Origin of the sequence: Variovorax paradoxus, from assembly GCF_029919115.1 — a bacterium.
GTDB classification, from domain to species: domain Bacteria; phylum Pseudomonadota; class Gammaproteobacteria; order Burkholderiales; family Burkholderiaceae_C; genus Variovorax; species Variovorax paradoxus_O.
Genome location: NZ_CP123990.1, coordinates 2,939,064 through 2,956,861 on the forward strand (window position 1 = coordinate 2,939,064; position 17,798 = coordinate 2,956,861).

At 64.4% G+C, this 17,798-nt stretch carries 22 protein-coding genes; 10 read left to right on the plus strand and 12 right to left on the minus strand.

Going from position 1 to position 17,798, the window contains the following annotated elements; translation table 11 throughout:
- The first annotated feature begins 107 nt into the window (after positions 1-107).
- Positions 108-530 carry a DUF1801 domain-containing protein gene (locus QHG62_RS14340; protein ID WP_281146323.1) on the plus strand — a complete coding sequence of 141 codons (423 nt, stop codon included), beginning with the start codon at positions 108-110 and terminating at the stop codon, positions 528-530.
- A gap of 23 nt (positions 531-553) precedes the next feature.
- Here QHG62_RS14340 and QHG62_RS14345 read toward each other — a convergent pair whose 3' ends face one another.
- Genes QHG62_RS14345 through QHG62_RS14355 form a run of 3 tightly spaced genes read right to left on the minus strand, consistent with a single transcriptional unit; the run spans position 554 to position 1,844 of the window.
- Positions 554-928, minus strand: a complete 375-nt coding sequence (locus tag QHG62_RS14345; RefSeq protein ID WP_281146324.1) for an iron chaperone — start codon at positions 926-928, stop codon at positions 554-556.
- Positions 929-945: 17 nt separating this feature from the next.
- Positions 946-1,353 (minus strand): VOC family protein, encoded by a 408-nt coding sequence (locus tag QHG62_RS14350; RefSeq protein ID WP_281146325.1) that lies wholly within the window; start codon positions 1,351-1,353, stop codon positions 946-948.
- Positions 1,350-1,844 (minus strand): helix-turn-helix domain-containing protein, encoded by a 495-nt coding sequence (locus QHG62_RS14355; RefSeq protein ID WP_281146326.1) that lies wholly within the window; start codon positions 1,842-1,844, stop codon positions 1,350-1,352. Before QHG62_RS14355 ends, QHG62_RS14350 begins: the two co-directional genes overlap by 4 nt.
- A 152-nt stretch (positions 1,845-1,996) precedes the next feature.
- Here QHG62_RS14355 and map point away from each other — a divergent pair, with 152 nt between their 5' ends.
- Positions 1,997-2,743 (plus strand): type I methionyl aminopeptidase, encoded by a 747-nt coding sequence (gene map, locus QHG62_RS14360; RefSeq protein ID WP_281146327.1) that lies wholly within the window; start codon positions 1,997-1,999, stop codon positions 2,741-2,743.
- Positions 2,744-2,767: 24 nt separating this feature from the next.
- Here the strand turns inward: map and QHG62_RS27720 are convergent, their stop codons facing one another.
- The 7 genes from QHG62_RS27720 to QHG62_RS14390 form a co-directional block, all read right to left on the minus strand.
- Positions 2,768-3,673: a GGDEF domain-containing protein gene (locus QHG62_RS27720; protein ID WP_348638663.1), complete on the minus strand. Its 906-nt coding sequence runs from the start codon at positions 3,671-3,673 to the stop codon at positions 2,768-2,770.
- Complete coding sequence (locus QHG62_RS27725; RefSeq protein ID WP_348638664.1) at positions 3,670-4,284, minus strand: cache domain-containing protein; 615 nt, start codon at positions 4,282-4,284, stop codon at positions 3,670-3,672. The genes QHG62_RS27720 and QHG62_RS27725 overlap by 4 nt, the downstream gene beginning before the upstream one ends.
- A gap of 358 nt (positions 4,285-4,642) precedes the next feature.
- Positions 4,643-5,020, minus strand: a complete 378-nt coding sequence (locus QHG62_RS14370) for a MaoC family dehydratase (protein WP_281146328.1) — start codon at positions 5,018-5,020, stop codon at positions 4,643-4,645.
- Positions 5,013-6,668 (minus strand): AMP-binding protein, encoded by a 1,656-nt coding sequence (locus QHG62_RS14375; protein WP_281146329.1) that lies wholly within the window; start codon positions 6,666-6,668, stop codon positions 5,013-5,015. Before QHG62_RS14375 ends, QHG62_RS14370 begins: the two co-directional genes overlap by 8 nt.
- A complete protein-coding gene (locus QHG62_RS14380; protein WP_281146330.1) occupies positions 6,665-7,405 on the minus strand; it encodes a nitroreductase in 741 nt (246 codons plus the stop codon). Before QHG62_RS14380 ends, QHG62_RS14375 begins: the two co-directional genes overlap by 4 nt.
- Before the next feature lie 162 nt (positions 7,406-7,567).
- On the minus strand, positions 7,568-8,587 hold the full coding sequence (locus QHG62_RS14385; RefSeq protein ID WP_281146331.1) for an AraC family transcriptional regulator: 1,020 nt from the start codon (positions 8,585-8,587) through the stop codon (positions 7,568-7,570).
- A gap of 45 nt (positions 8,588-8,632) precedes the next feature.
- A complete protein-coding gene (locus tag QHG62_RS14390) occupies positions 8,633-9,649 on the minus strand; it encodes an AraC family transcriptional regulator (protein WP_281146332.1) in 1,017 nt (338 codons plus the stop codon).
- Between the two features lie 55 nt (positions 9,650-9,704).
- Between QHG62_RS14390 and QHG62_RS14395 the strand changes: the two genes are divergently transcribed.
- From QHG62_RS14395 to QHG62_RS14430, 8 genes are all read left to right on the plus strand, one after another.
- Positions 9,705-10,073: a DsrE family protein gene (locus tag QHG62_RS14395; RefSeq protein WP_281146333.1), complete on the plus strand. Its 369-nt coding sequence runs from the start codon at positions 9,705-9,707 to the stop codon at positions 10,071-10,073.
- Between the two features lie 100 nt (positions 10,074-10,173).
- On the plus strand, positions 10,174-10,698 hold the full coding sequence (locus QHG62_RS14400) for a C40 family peptidase (RefSeq protein WP_432445614.1): 525 nt from the start codon (positions 10,174-10,176) through the stop codon (positions 10,696-10,698).
- A 122-nt stretch (positions 10,699-10,820) separates the two neighbouring features.
- Positions 10,821-12,887, plus strand: a complete 2,067-nt coding sequence (locus QHG62_RS14405) for a carbon starvation CstA family protein (protein WP_157615153.1) — start codon at positions 10,821-10,823, stop codon at positions 12,885-12,887.
- Between the two features lie 8 nt (positions 12,888-12,895).
- Positions 12,896-13,102 (plus strand): YbdD/YjiX family protein, encoded by a 207-nt coding sequence (locus QHG62_RS14410; protein ID WP_281146334.1) that lies wholly within the window; start codon positions 12,896-12,898, stop codon positions 13,100-13,102.
- Positions 13,103-13,229: 127 nt separating this feature from the next.
- Entirely contained in the window at positions 13,230-14,495 is a 1,266-nt protein-coding gene (locus QHG62_RS14415) for a glutamate carboxypeptidase (protein ID WP_432445528.1), read from the plus strand.
- Between the two features lie 118 nt (positions 14,496-14,613).
- Entirely contained in the window at positions 14,614-15,033 is a 420-nt protein-coding gene (locus QHG62_RS14420) for a sel1 repeat family protein (RefSeq protein WP_281151648.1), read from the plus strand.
- Positions 15,034-15,186: 153 nt separating this feature from the next.
- Positions 15,187-15,534, plus strand: a complete 348-nt coding sequence (locus QHG62_RS14425) for a DUF1161 domain-containing protein (RefSeq protein ID WP_281146335.1) — start codon at positions 15,187-15,189, stop codon at positions 15,532-15,534.
- A 36-nt stretch (positions 15,535-15,570) separates the two neighbouring features.
- Positions 15,571-16,404 carry an alpha/beta hydrolase gene (locus QHG62_RS14430; RefSeq protein WP_281146336.1) on the plus strand — a complete coding sequence of 278 codons (834 nt, stop codon included), beginning with the start codon at positions 15,571-15,573 and terminating at the stop codon, positions 16,402-16,404.
- A gap of 4 nt (positions 16,405-16,408) precedes the next feature.
- Here the strand turns inward: QHG62_RS14430 and QHG62_RS14435 are convergent, their stop codons facing one another.
- Both QHG62_RS14435 and QHG62_RS14440 read right to left on the minus strand, forming a co-directional pair.
- The gene (locus QHG62_RS14435; RefSeq protein ID WP_281146337.1) at positions 16,409-17,239 is read right to left on the minus strand and encodes an urease accessory protein UreD; all 831 of its coding nucleotides are present in this window, start codon (positions 17,237-17,239) and stop codon (positions 16,409-16,411) included.
- Between the two features lie 24 nt (positions 17,240-17,263).
- Positions 17,264-17,785: a nucleoside deaminase gene (locus tag QHG62_RS14440; protein ID WP_281151650.1), complete on the minus strand. Its 522-nt coding sequence runs from the start codon at positions 17,783-17,785 to the stop codon at positions 17,264-17,266.
- Positions 17,786-17,798: the final 13 nt, after the last annotated feature.

Sequence of the window (17,798 nt, forward strand, 5' to 3'; positions counted from 1 at the left end):
TTTGATCGTGCCACACGACCGGCGGCAACCCTTGCATTGCCCCGAAGCGCGACTATCCTCCACAGCCGTTGCAATTGAAGTACCCGCTGAACCTCAAGAAAGCGAATATGAAAAATACGGAAGTGAGCCAGGACCTGCCGGCGCCGGAACTCATCTCGAGAAAAATTGCCGAGATGGGCGACTGGCGCGGCGACACGCTGGCAAGAATGCGCAAGCTCATCCAGCAGGCAGACCCGGAGGTGGTCGAGGAGCTGAAGTGGATGGGTACACCGGTGTGGTCGCACGACGGCATCATCTGCACCGGCGAAACCTACAAGGGCAAGGTAAAGCTCACCTTCGCCAAGGGAGCGTCGCTGAAAGACCCGGCCCGCCTCTTCAACTCGAGCCTGGACGGCAATGTGCGCCGTGCCATCGACATTCTCGAAGGAGAAGCGCTCGACGAGGCTGCGTTCAAGGCGCTGGTCAAGGAGGCGGTTGCGCTCAATAGCTCGGGCAAGAAGTCCAAAGCTGCGAAGAAGGCGAAGACCTGAGCAAGGCTTGCTGCGCGAACGGGCTACCAGAAGGCGTCGTCTTCGCGCTCACGCACCGCTTTCACGCAGTGCTCCGCAATCTTGCGGACGAGCTCTTCAGGCACGGGCTTGTCGTAGGGGAGCTGAAGGTAGTTCCTGGTTGTCTTGTGCTTTGCGAGCTCTTTGCCAAACGCCTTCAGCGTTGCCTCAGTAGGTGCAAAGTTGACATGCGCCTTGTGCGCCGAAAAAGCGAACAGGAACCGCGGCTCCACGAAGAACGGCGTTCCCCACTTGATCGTTTCTTCTGCATGGGGCGCAACGCTTTTGAGAATGGCATACACCCGGCGCAGATGCGGCCGGCCCTCGGGCGGGGCTGCCTCGATGTATTCGTCGATCGTGCTCGGGTGCTTGCTTGTCATTTTTCTTGCTTCGGCCTTCAGCCGCGGCCCTGGATCATCTTCCATCCATTCCCGGAAGGGTCGCGAAAGCCGGCGTCCACGGTGCCGTAGCGATCCACCGGCTCCTGCGTGAACTCCACCCCCAAGGCATGCATCCGGGCGTAGGCCGCGCGGCAGTCGTCCACGGTGAGCACGAGCGGCGGCATCGCACCTTTGGCCACCAGGGCGCGCAGCGCCTGGGCGGTGGCCTCGTCGTGCACCGGCGGGCCGGGCAGAAAAAGGCCAAGCTGGAACGACGGCTGCTCCGGGTGCTGCACCGTGAGCCACCGATAGCCGCCATTGCCCACGTCCGTGTGAACGCGGAAGCCGAGCTTGTCTACATAGAACGCCAGCGCTTCGTCCTGATCGCGCACATACAAACCGACGACATCAATGCCCTGTTTCATGAACTCTCCTGTTGTTGTTCGGGCGTGTTTGTACCGTTTGCCGCCTGGCGCCGCTTCTCCGAAACTGCGGTCGTGAGGCCGGGCCGGCGCGCGGCGTTCGCGATGCACACAGGCACAGCGCCTTGTTCTCGCGGTGCCTGCCGGCCTTGCGAGCGCACGGCGCTCGGGCTGTTGCCGGTAATGTCGCGAAAGGTGCGCCCGAAGGTGCCCAGGCTCGCCCAGCCGGTGTCGAAGGCGATGTCGGTAATGGGCAGGTCGGTTTCGCGAAGCAACGCCATTGCACGCTCGATGCGCCGCGTGAGCAGATACCGGTGAGGCGGAATACCGAACGCCTGCTTGAACGACCTTGCGAAGTGGGCCTCGGACACACCGCTTACCTCCGCAAGCCGCACCACGGGCCACTCTTCGTGCGAAGCGGCGTCCATCCGGTCTTTTGCGCGCAGCAGCCGTCGCAGCAGGGCAGGGTCCTGCGGGGGAGGGGCTTCGCTCATGCGGCCTCCTGAAGATGCAAGTTAACGGTCAAGGGCGATGCCTGGTTTGTCTTGTTCGTGTCGATGGATTTTCCGCTGCCGGATAATGCCCGCAAAGGGCTGCGCGCGCAGCCAGGAAGCCTTCCCACCTGTATCTTTCACAAATACGCCACATGACCATCGAAACGCAAGACGACGTCGTAGCATTGAAACGGATCGGAAAAATAGTCTCGTTCGTGCTGCAGCAAATGCTCGACGCCGCAGAGCCCGGCATGACCACGCGCGAGCTCGACTTGCTTGGCGAAAGGCTGTTGCAAGAGCATGGCGCGCAGTCTGCGCCAAGGTTGACATACAACTTTCCCGGAGCGACGTGCATCAGCATCAATGAACAGGCGGCGCACGGCATTCCCGGGGAGCGCGTCATCCGGGCCGGGGACGTGCTGAACATCGATGTGTCGGCGGAGCTTGGCGGGTACTTTGCCGATACCGGTGGAACTACCGTCGTACCCCCGACCACTCCGCAGAAAACCCGCCTCTGTCACGCCACGCGCACGGCGCTCGCCGAGGCGATGAAGACCGCCCGTGCCGGACAACCGATCAATGCGATTGGAGCCGCCATCGAGCGCACTGCAAAGGCATACGGTTTCAAGATCATCGAAAACCTGGGAAGCCACGGGGTCGGGCGTGCGCTGCACGAAGAGCCGGAACACATCCCCGGCTACTTCGATCCCTCGGACAAGCGCGTTTTGAAGGAAGGCATGGTCATCACCATCGAACCTTTCCTGTCGACCAAGAGCCGCATCGTTACCGAAGCTGCCGACGGCTGGACGCTCGCAGGCGCAAGCGGAAACCTGTCTGCGCAGTACGAGCACACGATGATCATCACCAAGGGCGCTCCAATCGTCGTTACGCAGCACTGACCGCAGCGGCGGCAACGGCCCTGCTCATGCGGGCGCGGGCTGTGCAGTCGAGCACACGCGGTTGCGGCCGCCCGCCTTGGCCGCATACAGTGCCCTGTCCGCGGCGCGGATCAACTCCTTCGACTGCACCTGCCCCGTTGCCGGAATGAGCGCGTCCACGCCGGCGCTCAGCGTCACGAACCCATCGGCAACCCCGGAGTGCTCGATCTTCAGGTCCCGCACGGCGCTGCGAATGCGCTCTGCCAGCACCACGGCCCCTTTCACATCGGTGTTGGGCAGCAGCACGGCCATTTCCTCTCCGCCGTATCGGGCCGCAAGGTCGCCCGGCCGCTGGGATGCAAGGTTCGCGATGGTGCGGCCGATGGTCTGCAGGCACTCGTCGCCTGCGGCGTGGCCATAGATGTCGTTGTACTGCTTGAAGCAGTCCACATCCATCATGATCAAGGCCAGGGTGCTGGCGGTGCGCGCCGCCCGGCTGAACTCGTTGTCCAGCATCATGTCGAACTGCCTGCGGTTCGCGAGGCCGGTCAGGCCGTCTTCCATGGCCAGGGTGTTGAGTGTCTTGTTCAGTGTTTCCAACGCATCGCGTGCCTGCCGAAGCTCGGCCTCGGTTCGCGTTTGCAGCTGGAGCTGCCTTACCAGCCGCCACCCGATGAACCCGACGATCAAGGTCAGGACGGCGATGCCGCCCGAATGCCAAAGCGTTTCGCGCCACCAGTTGGCAAGGATCTCGTCCTTCGACAGGGCTGCTGCAACGAAGAGCGGATAGTTGTCGAGCCGCTGGAAGCTGTTCAATCGCGTCACGCCGTCTTGCGCCGACTTGAAGTAAGCCATGCCCATAGGGCCTTCTGCCGTATAGGTGCGGAAGAGTTCGGTGCCCAGCATGTTGCGACCCGGGGCATCGTCGCTGTAGGGCCGGCGGGTCATCATGGTTCCGTTCTCGTGCACCAGCGCAACGGCCCCTGCCTTGCGTAGAACTTCGAGAAAAAGTCGAGATGGATCGTCGCGAGCGCCACGCCTGCAAAGCTGCCATCCGCATGGTTGATGCGCCGCGAGATCGGCAGCAGCAACCTGCCGGTGGTTCGGCTCTTCACCGGAAGACCGATGTGCGGCCCTCGCTCCTCGTGCGTGCGGTGGAAGACGAAATACTCCCTGTTCGCGTTGTTGAGGTTTTCCGGCTGAGTGGGGCGGGAGTTTGCGACCCAGTTGCCATCCTTGTCGTAGATATGCAGGCCGTCGAGTTGCGGCAGTTCGGCGACACGCGTTGCAAGCACCTTGCGTAGCCGCGCCACATCGGCCTGCTCGGTGCCCTCGTGCTCGACACGTTCCACCATGCCGACCAATACCGTATCGGCTTTCTTGATTGCATCATCTGCCTGCTGCGCCATGGCGCGCGCGAGGTTCGATGTGGCCACGCCCATCTGCTCGAGCTGGTCCGAGCGCGATTGCCAGCTGTTCCACCCGTCGATCGCAAGAAGAATGGCGCAGACGACGACCACGAAAGCCGTCGTACGGAAGGCGATTGACGGTCGATGGAACATCAGGAGTGCTATCGGGGTAGACCAGAAGAGCTTTTGTCGTACTCTGACACATCTGCGCAAGGATTGATACCGATAGAAAGGGGCCTTTCTTGGATTGCTCACGGAGCATTGAGGACCAAGCGCTCTGCAACTTTTACTTTCTAACGAATTTCAGGTGCGTCACGTTCGACGCCGCGACCGTCTTCACCAAGGCCTCCTGCCCGTGGCATTGAAGCGGCGAGCCTAGAAGCTGCGGGTTGGCGCGGCAATGACGATAAAACCTCGGTTTATGCCAAAAGGCCCGCGCGAATGTCTCAGTGGCGCTCAATGAGCAGCACCGTGCCGTGCGCAAGAACACTGGTCCGATCATCGGCGCCTTTTACCCACCCCTGCATCTCGATGATGCTGCCGCCTCTCGGTCGGTCCGCAATCGATAGCACGTTCCACTCGATGAGGACCGTCTCGCTCGCGAGTACGGGGCGCAGCAGGTCGACCGAAAGTTGATTCCCAGCACGTTGCCTTTCTTGGCGAAATGGCTGGCGGTCAATCCCATCAACAGGGACGTGGTGTGGGTGCCGCTTGCGATCAGGCCGCCAAACCGCGTGCCTCTTGCAAACTCGGCATCGTGGTGCAGGGGGTTGTCGTCCCCGGCCGCCTCCGCAAATTTCCTGACTTGCTCTTCGTCGAACGCGTGCGTTCGCGAGAAACGGTAGCCGGGCTCTATGGGCGCGCCGGGCGCGGGTTCAAACTCAGTCATGCGGGTTCGCCAGATCGGTGATGGCTTCCTGGCTTCCGGCTTGCTGTCGCAGGCGGAACTTCTGGATCTTTCCGGTCGCAGTCTTCGGCAAGCTGCTGAATACCACGCGATGCGGACACTTGAAGTGAGCCAGCCGCGCCCGGCAGAAGGCAATGATCTCTTGCTCAGACGGTGCCGCAACACCTGCCCTGAGCTCGATGAACACGCACGGCACCTCTCCCCATTTCTCGTCGGGCTGGGCGACCACGGCGGCATGCAGGACAGCCGGGTGCCCGTGAACCACGTCCTCGACTTCGACGGATGAAATGTTCTCGCCGCCGGAAATGATCACGTCTTTCGAACGATCGGTGATCTGCGCATATCCGTTGCCGTGAAGCACCGCCACGTCGCCGGTACGAAACCAGCCATTGGCAACCGCCTTGCGTGTTGCGGCCTCGTTCTTGAAGTAGCCCATCATGACCGTGTTGCCGCGCAGCATGAGCTCGCCGGCGGTCTTTCCGTCTTGCGGAACGGGCGCCAGCGTGTCCGCGTCGCCGACCATGAGGCTTTCGAACATGGCGGCTCGCACGCCCTGGCGTACCCGGAGCCTGCCTTGCTCGGCCTGGGGAAGATCATTCCAGCCGTCTTGCCACACGCAGCTCACCGGCGTGCCGCAGACCTCCGTGATGCCAAACACATGCTCCACGTCGAAGCCCATGGCCAGCACGGCGTTCAGCACGGCAAGCGGAGGCGGAGATCCCGCTGTCAGTACGCGTACGGGGCGGGACAGTTCGGTGTTTTTCGCCGCGTCGGCCAGCATGGCCATGACCACCGGCGCTGCACACAGATGATCGATCTGGTGCTTGTCGACAGCCTGCAGCACTGCTTCGGCGGACACTCTTCGCAAGCAGACGTGGGTGCCCGCCGCAGCTGTTACGGCCCAGGTGAAGCACCATCCGTTTGCGTGGAACATGGGCAGCGTCCACAGGTATCTCGGCGCCCGGGGCATGGCCCAGTTCGTGATCTGCAGCAGGCTCATGAGATAGGTGCCGCGGTGGCTGGCGACCACGCCCTTCGGGTCCCCCGTTGTGCCCGAGGTGTAGTTCAGCGCAATGGGCTGCCATTCGTCACTGGGCCACCGGCCGGAAAAACCTGGATCGCCGCTCGCCAGCAGAGATTCGTAGTCGGTCTCGCCGATGGGTTCAGCGGGCAGCGCGAGATGGTCGTCGATGTCTATGACCGCAGGCGGACTGTCGAGCAGCTTCAGCGCAGCGGCCACCGTTGCGGCAAACTCCCGGTCGACCATCAGCAGCTTGCACTCGCCGTGATGCAGGATGAACGCAATGCCTTCGGGATCGAGGCGGTGGTTGATGGCGTTGAGAACCGCGCCTGCCAGCGGTACACCGAAATGCGCTTCGAGCATGGCGGGTGTGTTGGGGGCCAGCACCGATACGGTGTCTCCAGGCTCGATGCCCCGATTCACCAGGGCCGACGCAAGGCGATAACAGCGCTCGCGCGTCTGCGCCCACGTTCGCGACAGCTCGCCATGCACCACGGCTGCTCGGTCGGGGTGTGCCAGCGCGGCGCGATCGAGAAAGCCGAGCGGAGTGAGCGGCACGTGATTTGCCTCGCAGCGGTCGAGGCCTCTTCCATAAGATTCCGCGCTCATGCCTTTGTCTCCTTTGCATTGTTGTGGAACGTCGTGAAGGCCGATACCGGCTCCCGCTCGGTGACGAGCGAGTTCTCGACCGACGCCTCGTCGGCATAGCCCAGGCTCATGCCGCAGACGAGCATCTGGCCAGGGGTAATTTCCAGAAACTCGGCGATCTGCCGGTGAAACTTCAAGAAGGCGGCTTGGGGGCAGGTGTGAAGGCCCCGGCTCCGCGCGGCGATCATCACGCTCTGCAGGAACATGCCGTAGTCCAGCAAGCTCCCTTCCTGGAGCGAGCGGTCGACCGTGAAGAACAGGCCCACGGGCGCATCGAAGAACTGGTAGTTGCGCCCATGCTGCAGGTGCATGCGCTGCTTGTCGCCCTTGGCAATGCCAAGCAGGCCGTAGAGATCCCAGCCGACCTTGCGGCGCCGCTCCAAGTAGGGTGAGAACCATTCACGCGGGTAGTAGTCGTAGGGCTCCAGCAGTTCGCCCGATCTGCCCGGGTCGTTGTCGAGCGCAGTGACTGCAGCACAGAGGCCGGCCTTTGCGGGCCCGGTGAGCACATGCACATGCCAAGGTTGCATGTTCATGCCCGAGGCGCTGTAGCGTGCGGTCGAGAGAATTGCCTCTATATCTTCCATTGGGACGGGCTTCGGCAAATACGCTCTCACACTGCGCCGGGTGGCAATTGCCCAATCGACGGCCACCTGCAGCGCTTGTGCACTGAGCGGCGGCCCCATCATTCGGTTCATTCGCGGTTTCCTCGCATCCAGCAAGCTCTCGGCGCACGCAAGGTGCGGCTGCGAGCGGAGGTTAGTTCTGCGAAAGACACAAGCCCATGCCCCGACGCCCCGATCTGATCGGGGCCTTTGGGCATGAGAACGCCGTTTGGGGGAGCGCCGGGAGCTTGGCGCCTATTCCCGTTCTGGCGGAGAAGACCGGTACGCCCCGGGGCTGACGCCGGTCCACTTCTTGAATGCGCGATGGAAGGCGCTTGTCTCCTGGAACCCGGTTCGGGCCGCAACTTCAGCCACCGTCAGCGACGCGCTCGAGAGGAGATCGATGGCAATGTCTCGCCGAAGCTCGTCCTTCACGCGCTGGTAGCTGACACCCTCCTGTTGCAGGCGCCGCTGGAGCGTGGTGCCGCTAACGCAGAGTTCCTGCGCGAGCCTCTCCAGTTCTGGCCACGCATCGGGAAGTTGACTGCGCAAGCGGTTGCGGACCTGGGCACTGGTGCTCGCGTCGTTGCGGTACTTGACCAGCAGGTTGGCGGGCGCCGCCCGCAAGAAGTTGTCGACTGTTTCCGGAGATTCTGCAATCTTCAAATCCAGCAGTTCGCTTGCGAATGTGATGTGGGTGGTCTCACCGTTGAATTTGAGGTTCTCGCAGAACCGTGTGCGGTAGTGGCTGTCGTCGCCGGGCGGCGGGCATCGAAACTGCATCTCGCGCAAGGGAATCCGCCTGTGCACGAGCCAGCATGCCAAGCCGTGAACGAGGATGAACCAGGTGCCATAGCCAAAGAGCCGCCGCAGCACGCCGCCGTCTTGCAGGACTATGCGGGCCTCGTCCGCCGAGCGGACCAGCTCCCCGCGAAAGTCGTCCAAGGTCGCATGAAGAAACCTGAGGATGCGGCGCAGCGCGTGCTCGAGGTTGTCGGAGTCGACTGCCGCGCGGGTCATGAGCGCATAGCTCCCGCGCCGCAGCCCGTGGCTGTCCAGGCCGAAGAATTCGTCGTCCATCAGGTCGGCCAAGGCCACCCACATGCGCGAATAGGCCGCGGCTGAAATGCGCGCCCGGGGCGCATTCAGCAGATCGCGATCCAGCTTCGCCCTTTCGAGAACACTGGTGATGTCCATGTTCCTGAGCGCTGCGGCGTGGAGTGCCTCGTGCACGAGTTCGATGGAGACGGTGCCCTTCAATCCTGCTGACTTCATGCGGACTCTTTGCAAATAGATGCCATGGCGCCGTTCACCGCCCGATCAACGCAACCCCTGCGCCTGCCTTCGCCGCCAGTCCCCCGGCGGCACGCCGAAGCGCCGCTTGAACGCCCGGCTGAAGGCCGCCTCGGACTCATACCTTGCCTGGTCGGCAATGATCTTGATCGGCAGTTCGCTGCTCTTCAAATGCTTGGCGGCCAGCTGCAGGCGCCAGTGCGCCAGGTATTGCATCGGCGGCTGATCGAGAAAGTGATTGAACCGTTCGCTCAGCACGGTGCGCGACACGCCCACGCCGCGCGCGAGGCTTTCCAGGCTCCAGTCCTCCAGCGGCGCCGCGTGCAGCAGCTTCAGGGCCGAGCCAACCACGGCGTCGTTGTACGCCGCGAACCAGCCCACCTCGTCGGCCGAAAGGCCCTGCATGTGCTTGCGCAAGATTTCCACGAACATCAGCTCGGTGAGGCGGGGCAGCATGCTGCGCCATCCGGGCTGCGGCTTGCTGGCTTCAGTCACGGTATGGCGGATGGTGGTGGCCAGCCAGTGGTCCGCGGGCGTGGTGTCGGGGGCAATGTGCAGCATATCGGGCAGGTGCCGCAGCACGGGGTGAAACAGCAGTTCATCGCAGCGTATGAATCCGCAGATGATGCTGGTGGCACCGCCGGCTCCGCCATGCTCCACCAGCGGCATGCCCGCCCACGGAAGCTGCGGCAGCAACTGCCCGATGTGCACCGGCGCCGTGGCGTCGCCGCCGCTCAGGCGGTGAACGCCCCCATACGGCAGCAGCACGGCGTCGCCGCTGTTCAGCCGCATGGGTTCGCGCTCGGGCAGCTCGATCCGGCAGCTGCCGGTGCCGATGATGTGAAAGGGAATCACGCGGCTCGAACCGAGTGCGAGCATCGCGGCCATCTGCCCTGAATCGACGCTCGTCACGCACCAGGGCTCGCGAAACTCGGCGCGAAACAGCACCATGCCGGTCACGTGCATGCTCTCGAGCAGGTCCGACAGCATGTCCCCCGAACGACCCGGCGATGTTTGGGTCAAGACTTCCGGCATTTTGGTCATGGTCTGCCTCCGGCACGAAGCGTACGCTGCCTCCACTCATTCAATGGAGACCACTATGAACACCGAGACACGCGATCTGGTTGTTGTAATCACGCATGGCATCGACCATGAATTGTCCTCCGTCGGACTGGTCATTGCATTGGGCGGCATGACGTCGGGCCTGAAGGTTTCCATTTTCCTCACCAGCGCGGGTGTCGATCTCGTGCGGCGCGGCGCATCCGACATGACGCACGTCAAGCCATTGGACCCGCTGGCGGACATGCTGCGCGACTTTCTTTCGCGCGGCGGCACGCTCTGGGCCTGCACGCCCTGCGTGAAGAGCCGCGGCTACACGCAGGAGAGCCTGCTCGAAGGCGTGGTCATCGCCGGTTCCAGCGTGATGCACGAGTTGATCAAGCGAGGCGCGGCGACGTTGAGCTTCTAGGTAAAGCGGCGCCGGGGAGGCCGCCGGTGTCCGCGGTTCGCGGGCTGGGCGCGTTAGAGTCTGGCCACGTCCACAAGACCCGCCATTCCACATGCAAGACTTGCAAGACGCACTCGCACCCACGCCACGTTCCCGTATGCCGCTGCCGCTACGGCTGCTTCGTCTGCTTCCCATTGGCGCCTGCCTCCTGGCGCTGGGCTGCGCAAGTCCGCGCATGCCCCCTTCGACAGGCACCTACAGCACCTCGCCCCTGACGGCCGAGCAATCGAACGGCGTGGCAATCCACGCGCTCGGCCTGGTCGGCACCCCGTACCGCTATGGCGGCAACACCCCCGAGGGTGGGTTCGACTGCAGCGGGCTGATCGGCTACGTGTACAAGAACAGCGCTGGCCAGGCGATGCCGCGCACGGTTGCTCGACTGGCGGGGTTCGGCCAGCCTGTGCCGGCGTCCGATATCCGATCGGGCGACCTGGTGCTCTTCGGCGCATCCACGCCGTCGCATGCGGGCATCTACGTTGGCGCGGGGCAGTTCGTGCACGCGCCGTCCACCGGCGGCGAGGTGCGGCTCGACAGGCTCGACGGGGTGTACTGGTCGCGCCAGCCGCTGCAGGTTCGCCGGCTCTGAACCCGGGGTTTTCTCCGGGTTTTCCATTACGCAAAGCCACGCACGCGGCCCGCGCGGTGCGACGGATGCGGGCTCGGGGCTGACGCGGAACACTCCCGGGTTCAATTCCAGGAGACATTCCCATGCACAGCATCCGCCGCCACCTGGTGTGGCTTGCCGTGGCCGTGCTCGGCGCTTTTGCGCTGGGCACCGTTGCCCTCACGCGCGGCGAAAGCGTCAACGCCCTCTGGGTGGTGACCGCCGCGATCTGCACCTACCTGATCGCCTACCGCTACTACAGCCTGTTCATCGCCGAGAAGGTGCTGGTGCTGGACGGCAACCGCAAGACACCGGCGCACCGCCACAACGACGGGCTCGACTACGTGCCCACCGACAAGAACGTGCTGTTCGGCCACCACTTTGCGGCCATTGCCGGCGCCGGCCCGCTGGTGGGCCCGGTGCTCGCGGCGCAGATGGGCTACCTGCCGGGCCTCTTGTGGGTGCTGGCGGGCGTGGTGTTCGCGGGCGCGGTGCAGGACTTCATCATTCTCTTCATCTCCACGCGGCGCGACGGCCGCTCGCTCGGCGACCTGGTCAAGCAGGAGATGGGCGTGGTGCCCGGAATGATCGCGCTCTTCGGCACCTTCATGATCATGATCATCATCCTCGCGGTGCTGGCGCTGATCGTGGTGAAGGCGCTGGCCGAATCACCATGGGGCACCTTCACGGTGGCGGCCACCATTCCGGTGGCGCTGTTCATGGGCGTGTACCTGCGTTTCATTCGGCCGGGCCGCATCGGCGAGGTGTCGCTGATCGGCTTCGTGCTGCTGATGCTCGCCATCTTCGGCGGCCAGGCCGTGAGCCAGAACCCCGAGTGGGCGCCGCTCTTCACCTTCGACGGCAAGGCGCTCACGTGGATGCTCGTGGGCTACGGCTTCATTGCCGCGAGCTTGCCGGTGTGGCTGCTGCTGGCGCCGCGCGACTACCTGTCTACCTTCCTGAAGATCGGCACGATCATCGCGCTGGCCATCGGCATCGTGTTTGTCATGCCCACGCTGCAGATGCCAGCCGTCACGCAGTTTGCGCAAGGCAACGGCCCGGTGTGGTCAGGCAGCCTGTTCCCGTTCCTGTTCATCACCATCGCCTGCGGCGCGGTGTCGGGCTTCCACGCGCTGATCTCTTCGGGCACCACGCCCAAGATGCTCGACAACGAGCGCCATGCGCGCTTCATCGGCTACGGCGGCATGCTGGCCGAATCCTTCGTGGCGGTGATGGCGCTGGTGGCGGCTTCGTGCATCGAGCCGGGCATCTACTTTGCAATGAACAGCCCGGCCGCGCTGGTGGGCAGCACCGCGCAGCAGGCAGCGCAAACCATTTCGAGCTGGGGCTTCGTGGTTACGCCCGAGATGCTGGTGCAGACCGCCAAGGACGTGGGCGAAACCACCATCCTCGGCCGTGCGGGCGGCGCGCCGACACTGGCCGTGGGCATGGCCCACATCCTTCACCAGGTGATCGGCGGGCAGGCCATGATGGCCTTCTGGTACCACTTCGCAATTCTGTTCGAGGCGCTGTTCATCCTCACCGCCGTGGACGCCGGCACCCGCGCGGGCCGCTTCATGCTGCAAGACCTGCTGGGCAGCTTCGTGCCCGCGCTCAAGCGCACCGATTCGCTGCCGGCCAACCTGTTTGCCACGGCGCTGTGCGTGGCTGCTTGGGGCTACTTTCTCTACCAGGGCGTGGTCGATCCGCTGGGCGGCATCAACACGCTGTGGCCGCTGTTCGGCATCTCCAACCAGATGCTGGCCGCAGTGGCGCTGCTGCTCGGCGTGGTGGTGCTGTTCCGCATGAAGCGCGAGCGCTATGCGTGGGTGGCCATTGCGCCGGCCGCATGGCTGCTGGCCTGCACGCTCACGGCCGGCTGGCAGAAGATCTTCTCGCCCGACCCGAAGATCGGCTTTCTCTCGCACGCGGCCAAGTACACCGAAGGCCTGGCCAATGGCGTGCTGGTGGCACCTGCAAAGACGACCGAGGCCATGTCGCGCATCGTCTTCAACGACCGGCTCGACGCTGCGCTGTGCGCGCTGTTCATGTTCGTGGTGCTGAGCGTGCTGGTGTACAGCGTGAAGGCATGCCTTGCGGCGCGCGCGGCCAACCGGCCGACCGCGCAGGAAACGCCTTTCGAACCGATGGCCGCATCGGCTGCGCGCTGAGCACAGCCATGGCCCTTGCATTGCCGGAAGCCGGGCGCTACTTTGCCCGCTCGCTCAAGCAGTCGCTGCGGCTCATGGTCGGGCTGCCCGACTACGACGCCTATCTGAGCCACATGGCTGCCACGCATCCCGGCCAGCCGCCGATGAGCTACGAGGCCTTCTTCCGCGAGCGGCTCGAAGCGCGCTACGGCGGAGGCAAGGGCCGCTGCTGCTAGGCCGCGAAATCCGGCCCGTCCGTGTTTTGTTCGCTTGACCCGCGCGGAATGCGGGTGATAGCCTGAGAAAGCCCGCGCCAGCGGGCTTTCCTTCGTCCAACTTCGAACGAACAACAGAACGGATTCCATGACTCGTCTTCACAAGCGCAATCACTTCACCAAACCCGCGCCATTGCGCGCCGCCTGCCAGGGCGCACTACTGGCTTGCGCGCTGTTCGCTGGCGCCGCCATGGCGCAGAAGCCGCACCAGGGTGCACTGGATGCGGCCACGCAGCAGAAAGAAGAAGCGCTGAAGTTGCTGGAGCAAATGGTCAACATCGACTCCGGCTCGGCCAACACCGAGGGACTCGACAAGGTGCGCGAAATGGTGGTTGCAGAACTGCGCAAGCTCGACGCGCGCATCGAGACTTTTCCAGCGGAGCCGCATCCCGGCACCAACGTGGTCGCCACGATCACCGGGCAGGGCAAGAAGAAGATCCTGATCCTCGCCCACATCGACACCGTGTTCAAGGACGGCACGGCCGCGGCCAAGCCGTTCTACATCAAGGACGGGCGCGCCTACGGCCCCGGCGTCATGGACAACAAGGGCGGTGTGGTCGCCGGGCTCCAGGCGTTGAAGATCCTGCAGAAGATCGGCTTCAAGGACTATGGGCAGATCACCTTCCTCATCGACACGAACGAAGAGGTGGGCTCGGTCGGCACCAGCGCGCTCATCGAGCGCATTGCCAAGCAGCATGACGTGGCGCTGAACCTGGAGCCGGGCCGCCCGGCCGACGGACTCGTGGTGGAGCGCAAGGGCTCGGCCACGGCGCTCATCGAAGTGAAGGGGCTCGCCTCGCACGCGGGCGTTGCGCCCGAGGCAGGCCGCAATGCGGCCATGGAAGTGGCGCACCAGGTGCTGCAACTGGCGAAGACGGGCGATGCCGCGAAGAAGACCACGGTCAACTTCACGGTGCTCACCGCCAACGGGCCGACCAACGTGATTCCCGCCACCGCAAGCGCCAAGGGCGATGTGCGCGCCGCCACGCCCGAAGAGCTCGACCGCGTCGAAAAGGACCTGGCCCGCATCTCGCAGAACAAGCTGATTCCCGAGACCGAAGTGCGCGTGCGGCTCATCCGCGGCCTGCCGCCGATGCCGCGTTCGCCTGCATCGGACAAACTGGTTGCCATGGCCGAAGGCATCTACGCCGAGATCGGCAAGAAGCTCACCATCGAAAGCAGTGGCGGCGCGGCCGATGCCAGCCTGGTGGCCGGAGTGGGCGTGCCGGTGCTCGACGGCTTTGGCATTGTGGGCGGCGGCATCCACACGCCGGACGAATACGCAGAGGTCGAAAGCGTGGTGCCGCGGCTCTATCTGCTGTCGCGCATGCTGATGGACCTGAGCGCCAACTGAGCCTGGCAAGGCACGGACTCAGGCACCGCCTGAGCCTGCCTGTGTGAAATCCCGTTTCTTTTTGCAAGTGCTTGCTGCCACGATGCCCTCCACCAAACAACTGGTGGAGAACATCGATATGGCATCCGAATTGAATCAAATCGCAAGCTGGTCGCTGCGCTGGCGCATTGTGCTGGCGAGCGGGCTGTGCCTTGTGGCTGCGCTCTCCGCGGCGCAGCCGTCCGATCCGAGCGTCGTCCTGCACGCGGAGCAACGGTTCCAACTGGCGCTCGAAGCGCAGACGGCCCGCGACTACCGCACCATGCTCGATGAGCTCAGGCAAGCCGCCGGGCAGGGCAGCGCCGAGGCGCAGGAGATGCTGGGGATGGTGCTGCTCGCTGGGCCCACGCTCTATGGGTCGGCAGTCAAGGCAGACCGCTGCGAGGCTCGCGGATGGATGCTCAGGGCTGCGTCGCAAGGCAGCGATACGGCGAAGACGCAGCTCATTTTTCTGAACAGGCTGCGCCAGTCTCCGGCTGGCAGGAGCGTTTGCGAATAGGCTTTCGATGAGTTGGCGGACGGATGAGTCTGCATCCTGGCGGCCGTGACCTGCGGTTACCAGCGCGTGTGCGAGGATGCTTCTTCCGAAAATGCGGGGCTAGACTCTTGGCTCGCAAACCCCTCGGTACCCCCGGTACGAGACAGACTCATCATGAAACCCTGGTTGATCTCCATCGCGCTCGCTTCGGCGGGCACCGCCAACGCCGCCGCTGAAAATTGCGAGGCCTTGCGTACCCAGATCGAATCGAAGATTGCCGCCGCGGGCGTCACTCGGTTCACGGTCACCACCGTCGATGCCAACGCCGAGGCGGGCGGCCAGATGGTGGGGAGCTGCGAGCTTGGCACCAAGAAAATCGTGTATCAGCGCGAAGGCGCACCACCCGCACCCTCCGCACCGGATGCCGCCTTGAACGGCGCGCCTCCGCGCGCGGCCGACGAACGCATCTTGACGGAGTGCAAGGACGGCACGGTTTCCGTCGGCGGCGACTGCAAGCGGTAAGCCGCCGGCGCAGAGCCTCTTTCGGAGAAAAGAACCTTGTCATCCAAAGCCTTTCGCATCGCACTCTCGACGTCGGCCGCTGCCATTGGCGGCATCGCGGCGTACTGGACCCTTCTGGCAACGCGCCAGGGGCACATTCTCTTCAACGCCCGAAAGCTTCCCGTCGTTCATCTGTCGGACGACTTTTCCACCTACTCGCACACGGTGCCGGGCGGCATGGTGCGCGGGTATGTCTATCACCCACACGGCGAAGAGGCGCTGCAAGACCTCTTCATTTATTTCGCCGGGCGGGGGGAGGACGTGCGCGCCACCGCACAGGCATTGCACTGGCTGCCCGAAGGCTTCGGCTTTGCCGCGGTCAACTACCGCGGCGTGGCCGATTCGCAGGGCCATCCGTCCGAGATTGCTTCCGTTGCGGATGCCATCCAGTTTGCGCGGCACTTGCGCAAGGCCTTTCCGCAGGCGCGCCTGCACGTGGTCGGCCGAAGCCTGGGCACGGGCGTGGCCATTCAGCTGGTGGCGCAGCAGGAGTTCTCCAGCCTGCAACTGGTCACGCCTTACGACTCGATGCTGGAAGTGGCCAAGCGGCGCTTTCCGCTCGTGCCGCTATCACTGCTGCTGCGTCATCGCTTCGATTCGCTGACGCACTGCAAGGAGGTGGCCGCCAAGACGCAGGTGCTGCTGGCCGAGCATGACGACGTGGTGCTGCCCGAGCGTTCGCAGAAGCTCATCGCCGCCTGGCCGACACCCGTGGCGGTGCAAACCGTTCCCGGCTCCGACCATCACAGCATCATGGGGCTCGAAGCGACCTGGCTCCACCTCGTCGACTTTGCGCTGACGTCCATCCTTCCAGAGCCGAAGGCCGCTTGACGGCCTAGGTGGCCCAGATACGCGGCGAGCTTGGGGGCAATTGCCACAGCTCCGCGCGCCACGCCTGCCACACCTGGCGCAGCAACTGCATCGCGGGCTCGACCACTGGCGCGAGCACGCGCAGCACGACGATCTCGGCATGCGGGCTCGTTGCGCCCGCGCTCTCTTGCAGGCCGTGCGCATCAATGGCCGAGCGTGCATGCGCCAGCATCGCATCGCGCCGCGCACGCGCGGCCGGCGTGCCCGACACGAAGAACAGCGATGCAATGCAGCGGTGCCCGCCGAAGCCCAGTGGGCTTTGCAGCAACCGCTGGTCGGCCGCGTCGATGCGCCCGCGCTCCAGCCAGATGCCAGGCACCTCGATGTGCTGCAGATACGTGCCGCGTTCGAAAGGCTGGTTTGCGTTGGGCAAGCCCAGGGCGGTCACGTCCCAGCCGATCATCTCGGCGCCGGGTTCGGCCTCGATGGTGAGGCGGTTCTCAGCCTTGCAGCCGCTGTAGCAGATGGCTTCCAGCGGCAGCCACTCGAGCCGCGCACCCTGGGCCAGCCGGATGCGCGTGCGCTGCAGCGCCAGCTCGCCTTCGGATCGATAGAAGCGCGAAGCACCGGGCGTGGTGATGAGCCCGTGGCTTCCATCCGCCGCCTCGATGTCGATGTCCAGCGTGTCGCCACCCACCAGCCCGCCCGGCGGATGCACCAGCACGTTGTGGCAGATGGCATCGCCTTCTGGATAGAGGCTCTGCAGGATGCGCAGCGGCCCGTCATGGCGAAAGCGTGCGACGCTGCGGGCGGATTCCCGTCGGTAGTCGAGATGAAGATGGGCGTGCCAGGGCATCCCTGGAGTCTAGTCGGGCGTTCTTTACTTCCACGCTCCGTCATGCGCGGCACTCGCTTCGTCGAGCAGCGCTGGGCCGATGCATTCGATCGGATGCGGCGACGCGCGGAACACATCGCGGCACGACAGCTCCGCATCGCGCTGGTCCTGCCGCTCGCCGCGGAACACGCGCAGCCGCTCGGCATCGATGCCGAACACCACGCGGCCGATGTTCGACCAGAAGATGGCACCCGCGCACATCACGCAGGGCTCGCCCGATGCATAGATGGTGGCGCCCGCAAGCTCTTCGCGCGTGAGGCCTTTTCCGGCCAGCGCGCGCAGCGCATTCACCTCCGCATGCGCGGTGCAGTCTCCCGTCTCGGTGTTGCTGTTGCCGGCCTCGGCCAGCACCTCGCCGGCGGCCGAGACGATGACCGACCCGAACGGCCGGTTGCCGCGCCTGCGCGCCGCATGCGACCAGACGATGGCCTTGCGCAGATAACGTTCGTCGCGCTCGTCGAGCGTGGCTTCTTCAGGGGGTACGGTGTGGCTGTTGCTGATGTTCATGCCTTGGGTAATG